We start from the raw sequence: 13,933 nt of genomic DNA, 5'->3' as shown, positions 1-13,933 counted from the left end.
TTATTAACCAAGGTTCAGCGCGTCATTAACCAGGTCTTGCTGCTGTTTTTGATGTACGGACATGTAGCCCACGGCCGGTGAAGCAGAAGCCGGACGGCCTGCATAACGCAGTGACGCACCAAATGGAACCACTTCGCGGAAATGATGCTGACTGCAATACCATGCGCCCTGATTCAGCGGCTCTTCCTGACACCACACGAAATCCTGCACATGAGCATAGTTTTTCAATACGTCCTGCACGACTTTGTGCGGGAACGGATAGAGTTGTTCGATACGCACGATGGCCACGTCGGTCTGCTCGTTTTTACGACGCTGCTCCAGCAGATCGTAATAAACCTTGCCCGAACACAGCACCACGCGTTTTACCTGTTGTGGATCGAGATCGTCGATCTCACCAATCGCTGGCTGGAAGCTGCCTGTGGCCAACTCTTCCAGGCTGGAAATCGCCAGCGGATGACGCAGCAGTGATTTCGGTGACATGACGATCAGCGGACGGCGCATACCGCGCAGCGCCTGACGACGCAGCATGTGGTAAACCTGCGCTGGCGTAGAAGGCACGCACACCTGCATGTTCTGTTCAGCACAGAGTTGCAGATAACGCTCCAGACGCGCGGAGGAGTGCTCAGGCCCCTGACCTTCATAACCGTGCGGTAGCAACATGACCAGGCCACACATACGGCCCCATTTCTGTTCGCCGGAGCTGATGAACTGGTCGATCACGACCTGCGCGCCATTGGCGAAATCGCCGAACTGCGCTTCCCAGATGGTCAGCACGCGCGGTTCTGCGGTGGCATAACCGTATTCGAAAGCCAGTACCGCTTCTTCAGACAGCACGGAATCCCACACTTTGAACTGACCCTGGCCGTTATGGACATGGTGCAGCGGCGTGTAGGTTGAGCCGTTGGTCTGGTTGTGGATTACCGCATGACGGTGGAAGAAGGTCCCGCGACCGGTATCTTCACCGGAAAGACGCACCGGAATCCCCTCGTCAACCAGCGTGGCATAGGCGAGGTTTTCTGCACCGCCCCAGTCGAACGCTTTGTTGCCTTCGGCCATCTCTTTACGATCGTTGTAGATCTTGGCAACGCGAGACTGCACTTCTACCGATTCCGGTACGCTGCTGATGCGGCGCGCCAGTTCCTGCAGGCGTTTCAGTTCCACGGTTGCCGGGTAGCTTTCGTCCCACTCGTGGTTCAGATACGGCGACCAGGTGAATGAGTGCAGGCTCATCGGACGCCACTCTGGCACCACGCATTCGCCTTCATCCAGCGCGTCGCGATAGAGATTGACCATCTCGGTGGCATCTTCGCTGGTCGCTACGCCTTCGCTTTCCAGCTGATCGGCATAGAGTTTACGCGGCGTCGGATGCTTTTTGATTTTCTGGTACATCAACGGCTGCGTTGCACTTGGCTCGTCGGCTTCGTTGTGGCCGTGACGGCGATAGCACACCAGGTCGATGAAGACATCACGTTTAAAGGTGTTGCGATAATCCAGCGCCAGGCGAGTCACAAAGGCTACGGCTTCCGGATCGTCCGCGTTAACGTGGAAAATCGGTGCCAGCACCATCTTGCCGATATCCGTACAGTACGGCGTAGAGCGCGCATCTTTCGGGTTGGAGGTGGTGAAACCAACCTGGTTGTTGATCACGATGCGAACGGTACCGCCCACTTCGTAGCCACGCGCCTGCGACATGTTCAGGGTTTCCTGCACCACGCCCTGACCAATAACAGCGGCATCACCGTGAATGGTGATAGGCAGAACTTTGTTGCTGCTTGGCTCAGCCAGACGATCCAGACGCGCACGCACCGAACCCATCACTACCGGGCTTACGATTTCCAGATGCGACGGGTTGAACGCCAGCGCCAGGTGCACTAAGCCGCCTTCGGTTTCCACGTCAGACGAGAAGCCCATGTGGTACTTCACGTCGCCGGTGCCGAGGTGTTCTTTGTGCTTGCCGGAGAATTCGTCGAACAGATCCTGCGGCTTCTTACCTAATACGTTGATCAGTACGTTGAGACGACCGCGGTGCGCCATACCCAGCACCACTTCGCGCGTACCGCTCTTGCCCGCGTGACGAATCATCTCGCGCAGCATGGGCACCAGTGCATCGCCGCCTTCCAGCGAGAAGCGCTTCGCACCCGGGAATTTTGCACCCAGATATTTTTCCAGGCCTTCTGCCGCGGTCAGCTCTTTCAGGAAACCTTTTTTCTCGTCACTGCTGAAAGACGCGTGGCCCACCACCGATTCCAGACGCTGCTGAATCCAGCGCTTCTCGTCGGTGTTGTTGATGTGCATGTACTCAGCACCAATCGAGCCACAGTAAGTCTGCTGCAGCGCCGCAAACAGATCGGCCAGCTTCATGGTCTCTTTGCCGATAGCAAAAGAGCCTACGTTAAAGCTTTCCTGAAAATCGGCGTCGGTCAGATCGTGATAAGCCGGATCGAGGTCGGCTACCGTGTCCTGTTTCCACAGGCCAAGCGGATCGAGGTTGGCATGCTGATGGCCGCGGAAGCGGAACGCATTAATCAGCTGCAGCACTTTTACCTGTTTGGAGTTGGTTGCCGGATCGGTCACGGTTGATGTGTAACGCGTGGCGTCTTTAGCCAGGCGGCGGAAGTAGTCACGCGTGGTGGAGTGAAATTGCTCAGGTTTCACGCCAGTGCCCGGCAGCTGTTGGAACAGCTCGCGCCACATGTCATCAACTGAGTCAGGATCGGTCAGGAAATCCTCATAGAGCTGCTCTATGTAAGATTGGTTCGCGCCGGCCAGCCAGGAGGAGTCCAGCCAGGGTTTCATCGCGCTGTTCTGCATTGTGATCCCTTAAGCATTAATCTGCTTTTTATGAGGTTTCATTTTTTACCGCTTACGCGGCTTGCCGTAGTGAGTTCAGCGATACGAACCTGTGCGCTACCGGCGCCTGGCTCGTAAGGGAACCTTTATAAGCGTGGTCAGCACCGCGCTTATAGAGGCTTCCGTAAACATCCGGGAACCCAGGTTCCCGGAGAGTGACTTTTTCTGTTAGGCCCCGCGTTGCAGCAGCATCGACTTAATATGGCCGATGGCGCGCGTTGGGTTTAGGCCTTTCGGGCACACGCTCACACAGTTCATGATGCTGTGACAGCGGAAAACACTGAAAGCATCGTTGAGATTGTCGAGACGCGCATTGGTTTCCGTGTCGCGGCTGTCGATCAGGAAACGGTAAGCGGCCAGCAGGCCAGCCGGACCGACAAACTTGTCCGGATTCCACCAGAACGACGGGCACGACGTTGAGCAACAGGCGCAGAGAATACACTCATACAAACCGTCCAGATGCTCACGCTCGGCTGGGCTCTGTAAATGCTCGCGCGCCGGTGGATTTTCCCCATTATTCAACAGGAAAGGCTTAATCTTCTCATACTGTGCATAGAATTGTCCCATGTCTACCACGAGGTCGCGGATCACCGGCAAACCTGGCAGTGGACGGATAACAATTTTCTTCGAACCGTTGCCCAGCGCAGAGATCGGCGTGATACACGCCAGACCATTTTTACCGTTCATGTTCAGACCATCTGAACCGCACACGCCTTCACGGCAAGAGCGACGAAAAGCCAGCGTAGGGTCTTTCTCTTTCAAACGGATCAGCGCATCCAACAGCATCATGTCGCGACCATCTTCCGACTCCAGGGTGTACTCCTGCATGCGCGGCTTGGCATCGACTTCCGGGTTGTAACGATAGATTGAAAATTCGAGTCTCATGATGATCTCCGCAATTAGTAGGTACGCGCTTTCGGCGGGAAGGCCGCACGCAGTTTCGGTTGCATGTTCACCTCACGGCGCGTCATGCTTTCCGTCTGCGGAACATAGAGACTGTGGCACAGCCAGTTTTCATCATCGCGGTCCGGGAAGTCGAAGCGGCTATGTGCGCCACGGCTTTCGGTACGGAAGTTGGCGGCAACAGCGGTGGCGTAAGCGGTTTCCATCAGGTTATCCAGCTCAAGGCACTCGATACGCTGGGTGTTGAAGTCTGGCGAACGGTCATCAAGACGCGCTGATTTCAGACGCTCACGAATCACTTTCAGCTCTTCCAGACCTTCACGCATCGCATCGCCATCGCGGAACACCGAGAAGTTGTTCTGCATGCAGCGCTGCAGCGCTTTACGGATTTCGACAGGATCTTCACCGGTGGTGTTATTTTCCCAGCGGTTGAAGCGCGCCATCGCTGCATCGATATTTTCCGGCGTGGCTTCACGCAGTTCGCCCTGCTCTTCAATACACTCCAGCAGATGCACACCAGCTGCGCGACCGAACACCACCAGATCGAGCAGCGAGTTGCCGCCGAGGCGGTTAGCGCCATGAACCGATACGCAGGCGATTTCACCGACGGCGAACAGACCCGGAATCACCTCATCCTGGCCCTGCTCATTCACACGCAGCGCCTGGCCGGTCACTTTGGTCGGCACGCCGCCCATCATGTAGTGGCAGGTCGGGATCACCGGAATCGGTTCTTTAATTGGGTCGACGTGGGCAAAGGTACGCGACAGCTCAAGGATGCCCGGCAGACGCGACTCCAGCACTTCGGCACCGAGATGGTCGAGTTTCAGTTTAATGTGCGGACCCCAGGGGCCATCGCAACCGCGACCTTCACGGATTTCCACCATCATCGAACGCGCAACCACATCACGACCCGCCAGATCTTTGGCGTTCGGCGCATAACGTTCCATGAAGCGTTCACCGTGCTTATTCAGCAGGTAACCACCTTCACCACGGCAACCTTCAGTAACCAGCACGCCCGCACCGGCAATACCGGTTGGGTGGAACTGCCACATTTCCATATCCTGCACCGGCACGCCGGCGCGCAGCGCCATGCCAACGCCATCACCGGTGTTGATGTGGGCATTAGTGGTGGACTGGTAAATACGGCCCGCGCCGCCGGTCGCCAGAATAGTTGCCTTGGCTTTGAAATAGACGGTTTCGCCGGTTTCCATGCAGATAGCCGTACAGCCGACAATCGCGCCGTCTTCGTTTTTCACCAGATCCAGCGCATACCATTCGGAGAAGATGGTGGTTTTGTTTTTCAGGTTCTGCTGATACAGCGTATGCAGCAAGGCGTGGCCGGTACGGTCGGCCGCAGCTGCGGTACGCGCCGCCTGCTCACCGCCGAAATTCTTCGACTGACCACCAAACGGACGCTGATAGACGCGGCCATCATCCAGACGGGAGAACGGCAATCCCATGTGTTCCAGTTCCAGAATCGCTTCCGGACCGACATGACACATATATTCGATCGCGTCCTGGTCGCCGATAAAGTCGGAACCTTTGACGGTGTCGTACATGTGCCATTCCCAGTTATCGTCATGGGTGTTACCCAGCGCAACGGTAATACCGCCCTGCGCCGATACGGTATGGGAACGGGTTGGGAATACTTTGGATAACAGGGCACAAGTCTGGCCCGATTGGGAGATTTGCAGAGCGGCGCGCATTCCTGCGCCACCCGCGCCGATCACCACGGCATCAAATTCTCTGACTGGCAAACTCATTTACACACCCCACACAACAACGGTTCCATAAATCGCATATGACAACAGCGCAACCACAATCACAAACTGCAGCAACAAACGGGTTGCAACAGGTTTCACGTAGTCAGTCAGCACCTGCCACATTCCAATCCAGCCGTGGATCAGAATCGAGAACAGCGTCAACATGGTGAACACTTTCGTGAAGGCGGACGAGAAGAAGCCATGCCAGACGTCATACGTCAGCGTGCCTGTCATCACGACAAAACCGAGGATGTAGAGAATATAGAGCGTAATTAAGATTGCAGCAGCACGCAGTAACAGCCAGTCATGGATACCGTTGCGTCCTAATGCAGAAGCATTGCTTACCATACGAGGACTCCAGCCAAAATTGAGAGCACGACAGTGATAACAAAAGCCGCTTGCGCGGAACGGGTTCCCACCTGCAGGGTTTCTGCTGTTACACCAAAATCAGCCAACATATGGCGAATACCGCTCACAGCGTGATACGCCAGCGCAGTTAAAATGCCCCACATGATGAATTTGGCGAAGAAGCTATCCATGATGGATGCCGCTTGCTGGAAACCTTCTGGAGAGGAGAGAGAGAGACCCAGTAACCAGAGCAGAATTCCGAGAGCGACAAAGGTGATCACGCCGGAGACGCGGTGGAGAATGGACGATATTGCAGTAACGGGAAACCGGATCGTCGAGAGATCCAAGTTAACAGGTCTTTGTTTTTTCACGGTTTTGCCCACACAGCTCTTTTTTATTTTGCTTCCTCCGGTCCTGAGTTGCATCAGAGACACAGCGTGTGTTCAGACTGCAACCGCCACCAAAATAGCAACATCCAGTGTTAAATAAAGCGGGTAAAACGCTGGGTGGCTCCTGGTGTCAGGGTGTTCCGGAGACCTGGCCGCAGTATAGGAGGATCACATTCTGATTACAATTCCCCTACAATCTCTTTGGTCACATTTAGGCTGAACAGTGATCACCTTCACGATTTTCACAATTTATACATTTTTAATTATCTGATTTGACAAAGAATCAACATTTCAGTTACAAACAATCGCATTAAAGTCCTATGATGCACAAAAGTTATGGGGATACACTTTCCCCTAAGCTCAAGTTATGTAACATTGCCAATACAAGTAACACAAAGCATCAGGTTATTGGTTACCAAGAAGTTATGTCGTGACAGGAACTTTAACATCCTCGATGTGCAGCATGTCATGCCCCGACGCCACCGAATGGCCCAGTTCAGCATTTACTCTGTAACCCTGCACGACCAACGTTACCGCAGAGTGATGCTGTGAAGATTGTGGTTTTACGTAACAACATGGCTATTCTGGTGTCTAAGATCCTTACCTTAAAGGCGCTATGGAGACGAAATAATGACAGATAAAAAAGTGACGCTAACCCTACAAGATAATACTTCTGTTGAACTGGACGTGATGCAAGGCACGCTGGGACAAGATGTAGTTGATGTCCGCGCCCTTGGCTCACAAGGCCTGTTCACCTTCGATCCCGGCTTCACCTCTACGGCGTCCTGCGAATCTAAAATCACCTTTATTGATGGTGACGAAGGTATTCTGTTACACCGCGGTTTCCCGATTGATCAGCTGGCAACCCACTCTAACTATCTTGAAGTGTGTTACATCCTGTTAAATGGCGAAGCCCCGACCCAAGCCCAGTTTGAAGAGTTCCGCACCACCGTTACCCGCCACACCATGATTCACGAGCAAATCACCCGACTGTTCCACGGCTTCCGCCGCGATTCGCATCCAATGGCAGTAATGTGTGGTGTGACCGGTGCGCTGGCAGCGTTTTATCACGACTCTTTAGACGTCAACATTGAGCGTCACCGTGAAATCGCTGCGTTCCGCCTGCTGTCGAAAATGCCGACCATGGCAGCGATGTGCTACAAGTACTCGATTGGCCAGCCGTTTGTCTATCCGCGCAACGACCTCTCTTATGCCGGTAACTTCCTGCACATGATGTTCGCCACGCCGTGCGAAGAGTACAAAGTGAATCCAGTGCTGGAACGCGCGATGGACCGTATTCTGATTCTGCACGCCGACCATGAGCAGAACGCTTCTACCTCTACCGTGCGTACCGCAGGCTCTTCAGGCGCGAACCCGTTTGCCTGTATCGCCGCCGGTATCGCTTCTCTGTGGGGACCAGCACACGGCGGTGCCAACGAAGCGACACTGCGCATGCTGGAAGAGATCAGCACCGTTGATCACATCCCTGAGTTTGTTAAACGAGCGAAAGATAAGAACGATTCGTTCCGTCTGATGGGCTTCGGCCACCGCGTGTACAAAAACTACGATCCACGTGCCACCGTGATGCGCGATACCTGTCACGAAGTGCTGAACGAACTGGGCATGAAAGATGATCTGCTGGAAGTGGCGATGGAGCTGGAACACATCGCGCTGAACGACCCGTACTTCATCGAGCGTAAACTCTATCCAAACGTCGATTTCTATTCAGGCATCATCCTGAAAGCAATGGGCATTCCGTCTTCCATGTTTACCGTTATCTTCGCCATGGCGCGCACCGTGGGCTGGATTGCACACTGGAAAGAGATGCACGACGAAGGCATGAAAATCGCCCGTCCGCGTCAGCTGTATACCGGTTACACCGAGCGTCCATTCACCTCGGCGCTGGATAAATAAGAGAAAGGCGGCCATCTGGCCGCCTTTTTTATAGCGCTACAACTGGCATCCCGGGCACCAGTAAAACGGCCGCGATGACAGCACGCCCTTCTCAATCACCGCGCCGCACCGCCGACACTTTTTACCCTGCCGATGAAATACCTCGAAGCGAAACGCTGCTTCTTCATGATACTTCTTCATGCTGCCACGCATCTCGTATGACAAACGCGGCACCGCCAGCATCGCCTCACTTAACGCCGTCAGCTGCTGTTCGCTGAGGTCCTGCGCCCGATGCGACGCCAGCAATCCGGCATGCCACAAAATCTCCACGCGCAGATAATTGCCGAGGCCGGCTAAAAAGGCCTGATCAAGCAGCAAGCCGCTGAACTGGCGACGACGAAAACGCGGCGACAGCAAACGCTCGCGCACCTCTTCCACCGTTAAGCTGGCATCCAGCACATCCGGGCCCACGCGCTGCAAAAACGGATGCGCAGCTAAGGTATCAGCGTTGAGCAGCTCAATATCCGAGGCGCTATACAGCAAAATGGTTTTATCCGCCGTTGCGAGCCGAACGCGCAGCTGACGTGTGGTATTCGGTTGCGTACCGGTTGGCACCACGCGCCACACGCCGTACAGCTGATTGTGGCTGTAGAGCGTCAAACCATTGGAGAAGTGGGTGAGCAGCGCTTTACCGCGCGTTTCGAAGGCGTTGATGGTGGCATCCATCAGCGCAGGTTCGTAGGTTTTCAGCTGTGGAAAGGCAAACCACACATCGGTAAGGGGTTTGCCGACCATTGCCTCTGCCAGCTGATCCGCCGCGCGGCGGATCTCCGGTCCCTCAGGCATAACAACTCCTTTTAATGCGTAGCGCCACCGACGACGCGGATATCATTTTCGGTACTCAGGATCACCTGCAGCGAGGTTTCCAGCGCCTGAATCACGCTTGCAGTCGCCATGCTGGCCACGCCGGGATGGTGCACCGCTTGTTCCGGCATATACGGGATATGAACAAAACCGCCGCGCGCCTTGCTGTTGGTGGTGTGGATCCAGTGCAGCAGGCTGTACATCACGTGGTTACAGGTGAAGGTGCCGGCGGTTTGCGATACCGAGGCCGGCACACCCACTTCACGCAGCGCGGCAACCATCGCTTTGATCGGCAGCGTGGAGAAATAAGCCGCCGGGCCATCCGCCTCGATGGGCTGATCGATCGGTTGCTGCTGGTTGTTATCCGGTATGCGCGCGTCATCCACGTTGATCGCAACGCGTTCAACGGTAATATCGGCGCGGCCGCCGGCTTGCCCGACGCACAACACGCGGTCGGGTTGAATCTCCTCCAGCGCGCGCGTCAGCACTTCACCGCAAGTGGCAAATACCACCGGCAGCTGGCGTACCACAATGCGTGCACCGGCGATCTCTTTGCCGTCGAAGGTGCGCACCGCTTCCCACGAAGGGTTGATGTTTTCGCCACCAAAAGGCTCAAACGCCGTCATTAACACCGTTTTCATTGCAACCTCACAAGAACATCAGGAAGTAGAGCAGGAAAATATTCACTACCAACAGTAGCACACCGGTTGGCACCTGAGCCTTGATCACCGCGTTGCGGTCCGGCAGCTCCAGCAGGCGCGCCGGCACGATGTTGAAGTTGGCCGCCATTGGCGTCATCAACGTGCCGCAATAGCCGGAGAACATCCCAATCGCCGCCATTACCGCTGGATTGCCGCCGTGCTGCAGTACCAGAATCGGAATACCAATGCCGGCGGTGACAATCGGGAAGGCAGCAAACGCATTGCCCATCACCATGGTCAGCAATGCCATGCCACCCGCATACACCGCGACGGCAATCAGGCGATTATCTACCGCCAGATACTGTTCGGTGAGATGCGAAATTGCCGTGCCGACACCGGCGCTGGTGAACAGCAGGCCAAGCGTGGCCAGAATCTGCGGCAGAATAAACGCCCAACCGACCGCATCCAGCAGGCGACGGGTTTCCTGCATCGACTGCAGCGGCTTTTCATGGGTGATTTTCAACGCAATCAGCCAGCCCAGCAGGCAGCCAATCATCATGGAGAACAGCGTCACCAGCGTGGCGTGATTGCCGGGACCAAACACCGTATCCTGCAAACCGGGAATATGGTTAAACGCCAGCACGCCAATCACCGTCACCAGTGGAATCGCCAGCGCTGGCAGGAACAGTTTGTTGTGCAGACGTTTAGCACTTTCCTGTTTCTGCTCATCGCTGCGCTGATGATAACGCCCCAGACGCACGCCGCCGAAACCGGCAATCAACGCCATCAACACCACGGCAACACCCACGCCGATATGCAACCCGCGGCGGCCCAGTTCCGCATCGCCCGCCCATTGTCCCATTAGCTGATAAGCACCGTCGCCAATCAGGAAAATCAGGCCATACAGTGCCCAGAACAGACCGGTGGTAAAACGGCGCGGGTTAGCGCTGTCACGCCATGAAAGCACGGCAACCACCAGCAGGATCACCCCTGCCAGCCACATCAAATATTGTTGCTGGAACATTACTTCGCTCCTTTGGCGTTCAGCGCCTGCTGGTTTAACGCGCCCAATTCACGCGACAGCTGGCGATCGAGACGCACCAGACGAGCTGAATGAATGAGGAAAGCACAGAGCGCGGTAGGAATGCCCCACAGCGCGATATGCAGCGGTTCGGTGCTGATACCGGCAGATTCCTGCATAAAATTATGCATGAAGATAATCGCGCCAAAGGCAACGAAGATATCCTCGCCAAAGAACAGGCCAACGTTATCGGTCGCCGCAGACATGGCGCGCAGACGATGGCGCACCTCTGGCGGGACATCACCGTAGCGGTTTTCTGTGGCACCTTCGGCCATCGGCGCCAGCAGCGGACGCACCATCTGCGGATGCCCGCCCAGGCTGGTTAAGCCCAGCGCGGCGGTGGCTTCACGCACAAACAGGTAGACGATCAGCAAGCGGCCGGCGGTGGCGGTTTTGATCTGCGCAATCCAGCTTTGCGCCCGCTCTTTCAGGCCATGACGCTCCAGCAAACCGATAACAGCCAGCGGCAGCAGCAGAATCAGCGGCAGATTACGCGTATTGAGGAAGCCAGAGCCGAGCTTTTCCAGAATGTCTGCCAGCGGCAGATGCGCTGCCAGCCCGGTGACGAAGCCCGCCACAATCACCACCAGCACCGGGTTAAAGCGCAGCACAAAACCCAGAATGATGGCGGCAATGCCCAGCAGCGGCCAGAGGTTTACCACGTTATCCATGTTGTTCCCTTATGTGAAAAGACAAAGCCCGGCGTGATGCCGGGCAATGAGTAAAAACGTTATGCGCTGGTGACCGCAATCTGACTGGTCGCAAATGCCGCGCGCAGCGTGCGGGCGAACTGCAGCGCATGTGCGCCATCACCGTGTAAACAGACGGTTTCGGCGTTAACCTTGACCCATTCTCCGCTGATGCTCTGCACCTGACGCTGCTGCACCATCGCCAGCGTTTGCGCCAGCGCCTGTTCGGCATCTTCAATCATCGCTTGCGGCTGGCTGCGTGGCACTAACGTCCCGCTCGCCAGATAGCCGCGATCGGCAAACACCTCTTCGCGGGTGCGCAGACCATGATGCGCCGCCGCCGCAATCGACGCGCTGCCCGCCAATCCGACCAGAATCAATCCGCTATCCACGGCTTTTACCGCGCGCGCGATGGCATCCGCCAGTTGCGGATCGCCCGCCGCCTGGTTGTACAGCATGCCGTGCGGCTTGACGTGTACCAGCCGTTCGCCTTCGCTCTCGGCAATGCTCTTCAGCGCACCAATCTGGTAGATCATCTGCGCATACACCGTTTCCGGCGGCAGCTGCATGGCGGTACGGCCAAAGTTTTCCCGATCGGGGAAACTTGGATGCGCGCCAATCGCCACGCCAGACGCTTTCGCCCAGCGCACCGATTGCAGCATGGTTTGCGCATCACCAGCGTGGAAGCCGCAGGCGATATTGGCTGAACTCACCAGCGTCAGCAGCTCCCGATCGCTGGCGCTGCCTTCGCCGAGATCGGCGTTAAGATCAATCTTCATGGGCCAATCCCCAGGCTATTTGGTCGAAGGAACGCTGTTGATGCTGTTTGGCGTGAATCGCGTCTTCCAGCGTGCAGTGGATAAAGTGAATCGGTTCGCCGAGACGAATTTGCGCCAGATGATAAAGATCGGCTTCGATGATGCAGGCAATGCGCGGATAGCCGCCGGTGGTTTGTGCATCCGCCATCAACACAATTGGCTGGCCATTGGGCGGCACCTGTACCACGCCGGGCACTAAACCGTGCGACAGCAAATCGCGCGTCGCATCGCGATGCAGTTGACGTCCCTGCAGGCGATAACCCATGCGGTTACTTTGCGGACTGAGCTTCCACGGGCTGCGCCAGAAACCCTGCTGCGCCTCACGCGAGAACTCGTTATATTCCGGGCCCGCTAAGGCGCGGATGCGGTTGCCCCACAGCAGTTGACGCACGCCGGCTTTATCTTTGAAGTCGCGCGTCGGTTTACCCAACGGCAGCTCGTCGCCATCCTGCAATTTACGTCCCTGCCAGCCGCCAAACGCTGCCTTGAGATCGGTACTGACCGAACCGAGCATGTCCGGCACGGCAAAACCACCGTTGACCGCCAGATAACTGCGCATGCCGCGCGTTGGCGTTGCCAGCGTCAGCACCTGCCCTTTTTTCACCGGCAGACGCCAGCCGGTCCAGACCGGTTTGCCATCCAGATCGGCATTGCAGCCCGCGCCCGTCAATGCAAACCAGCCATCGCGCGTAAACTGCGTTTTAAATTGTCCCAGCACGATTTCCAGCACCGCGCTCTGCTCGGGGTTGCCCACCAGCATATTGGCGGTGCGCATTGCCGGTTGATCGAGCGCGCCGCCCACGCTGATGCCATATTGGCGGAAGCCGGTGCGGCCGTGGTCTTGCAGCGAGGTCATCATGCCCGCGCGGAGAATTTTCAACATACGCCCTCCTGCTGCGGCACAAAACGCACGCTATCGCCGGGGCGTAACAGTGTCGGTGGATGCAGAAGCGGGTCGAACAGGCTGAGCGGCGTATGACCAATCAGTTGCCAGCCGCCGGGCGCGGCTAATGGATAGATGCCGGTTTGGCTGCCGCCGATGCCCACCGAGCCGCTCGGCACCAGCACGCGCGGTTCAGCGCGGCGCGGCGTGTGTAAACGCTCATCCAGGCCGCCGAGATAAGGGAAACCAGGCTGGAAGCCGATGAAATAGACCACGTAATCGATGCTGCTGTGCAGTTCTACCGCTTGCCTGGGCGTCATGTTGGCGCGCTCCGCCACCTCCTGCAGATCCGGCCCGCCTGCGCCGCCGTACACAACTGGAATCTCGACGCGGCGCGATTCCGGCAGCTGCGCTTCGCTCTCTTCCCACCAACGCTGCAAACGCTCAATCGCGTCCAATGCATTGCGTTGCGGATCGCGCAGCAGCAACGTCAGGTTGTTCATGCCAGGAATCACTTCCTCAACCTGCTCGTTTTTCTGCAGTCGCTGACACAATCCCCAGATGCGCTGCTGGCTGGTCAACGAAACCGGTGGCTCCAGTTCCAGCACCACCGCGCGCTCACCTAGCAGATAACAACGTGCTCGTTGCAAAAACAACCTCCTGGTAAAAGTCTTACATGTCGCAGAACGAATGTTGCAGGATCGCCATTCATAGCGAACGAACTTCTCGTTTATGCGTAAAGGCCATAAGTTATGCGAAAGTGACAGAGATGTGTCAACAGATTTGCGCCCTTAACGCAGGTTAAGGGCGT

13 protein-coding genes are annotated in these 13,933 nt (G+C 56.4%); 1 reads left to right on the top strand and 12 read right to left on the bottom strand.

The genetic code is table 11. The annotated features are described in order from the left end of the window. Positions 1–3: 3 nt before the first annotated feature. The 5 genes from sucA to sdhC form a co-directional block, all read right to left on the bottom strand. A complete protein-coding gene (gene sucA / locus P6287_RS05880) occupies positions 4–2,811 on the bottom strand; it encodes a 2-oxoglutarate dehydrogenase E1 component (RefSeq protein WP_110865741.1) in 2,808 nt (935 codons plus the stop codon). A gap of 207 nt (positions 2,812–3,018) precedes the next feature. Next, positions 3,019–3,735 (bottom strand): succinate dehydrogenase iron-sulfur subunit, encoded by a 717-nt coding sequence (locus P6287_RS05875; protein WP_007890649.1) that lies wholly within the window; start codon positions 3,733–3,735, stop codon positions 3,019–3,021. 14 nt (positions 3,736–3,749) lie between these two features. Next, positions 3,750–5,516, bottom strand: a complete 1,767-nt coding sequence (gene sdhA / locus P6287_RS05870; protein ID WP_101763217.1) for a succinate dehydrogenase flavoprotein subunit — start codon at positions 5,514–5,516, stop codon at positions 3,750–3,752. Further along, complete coding sequence (sdhD, locus tag P6287_RS05865) at positions 5,517–5,864, bottom strand: succinate dehydrogenase membrane anchor subunit (protein WP_049850912.1); 348 nt, start codon at positions 5,862–5,864, stop codon at positions 5,517–5,519. It lies immediately after the preceding gene. Further along, positions 5,858–6,289, bottom strand: a complete 432-nt coding sequence (sdhC, locus tag P6287_RS05860; protein WP_168197448.1) for a succinate dehydrogenase cytochrome b556 subunit — start codon at positions 6,287–6,289, stop codon at positions 5,858–5,860. The genes sdhD and sdhC overlap by 7 nt, the downstream gene beginning before the upstream one ends. Positions 6,290–6,883: 594 nt before the next feature. Between sdhC and P6287_RS05855 the strand changes: the two genes are divergently transcribed. Beyond that, on the top strand, positions 6,884–8,167 hold the full coding sequence (locus P6287_RS05855) for a citrate synthase (RefSeq protein ID WP_008107361.1): 1,284 nt from the start codon (positions 6,884–6,886) through the stop codon (positions 8,165–8,167). Between the two features lie 36 nt (positions 8,168–8,203). Here the strand turns inward: P6287_RS05855 and nei are convergent, their stop codons facing one another. The 7 genes from nei to pxpB are packed head-to-tail and all read right to left on the bottom strand — an operon-like array spanning position 8,204 to position 13,772. Beyond that, positions 8,204–8,992 (bottom strand): endonuclease VIII, encoded by a 789-nt coding sequence (nei, locus tag P6287_RS05850; RefSeq protein ID WP_101763219.1) that lies wholly within the window; start codon positions 8,990–8,992, stop codon positions 8,204–8,206. Between the two features lie 11 nt (positions 8,993–9,003). Further along, on the bottom strand, positions 9,004–9,651 hold the full coding sequence (gene pcp, locus P6287_RS05845) for a pyroglutamyl-peptidase I (protein WP_101763220.1): 648 nt from the start codon (positions 9,649–9,651) through the stop codon (positions 9,004–9,006). A 7-nt stretch (positions 9,652–9,658) separates the two neighbouring features. Continuing rightward, positions 9,659–10,675: a DUF979 domain-containing protein gene (locus P6287_RS05840; RefSeq protein ID WP_101763221.1), complete on the bottom strand. Its 1,017-nt coding sequence runs from the start codon at positions 10,673–10,675 to the stop codon at positions 9,659–9,661. Further along, complete coding sequence (locus P6287_RS05835) at positions 10,675–11,403, bottom strand: DUF969 domain-containing protein (RefSeq protein WP_137385379.1); 729 nt, start codon at positions 11,401–11,403, stop codon at positions 10,675–10,677. Before P6287_RS05835 ends, P6287_RS05840 begins: the two co-directional genes overlap by 1 nt. A gap of 59 nt (positions 11,404–11,462) precedes the next feature. Then, complete coding sequence (gene pxpA / locus P6287_RS05830) at positions 11,463–12,200, bottom strand: 5-oxoprolinase subunit PxpA (RefSeq protein ID WP_277974652.1); 738 nt, start codon at positions 12,198–12,200, stop codon at positions 11,463–11,465. After that, entirely contained in the window at positions 12,190–13,122 is a 933-nt protein-coding gene (gene pxpC / locus P6287_RS05825; protein ID WP_101763224.1) for a 5-oxoprolinase subunit PxpC, read from the bottom strand. The genes pxpA and pxpC overlap by 11 nt, the downstream gene beginning before the upstream one ends. Then, positions 13,116–13,772, bottom strand: a complete 657-nt coding sequence (gene pxpB, locus P6287_RS05820) for a 5-oxoprolinase subunit PxpB (RefSeq protein ID WP_277974651.1) — start codon at positions 13,770–13,772, stop codon at positions 13,116–13,118. The genes pxpC and pxpB overlap by 7 nt, the downstream gene beginning before the upstream one ends. Positions 13,773–13,933: the final 161 nt, after the last annotated feature.

Origin of the sequence: Pantoea sp. X85 (genome assembly GCF_029623675.1) — a bacterium.
GTDB lineage: Bacteria > Pseudomonadota > Gammaproteobacteria > Enterobacterales > Enterobacteriaceae > Pantoea > Pantoea leporis.
Note: the sequence above shows the minus strand (reverse complement) of the source record. Positions and strands in the feature narration are given on the sequence as shown.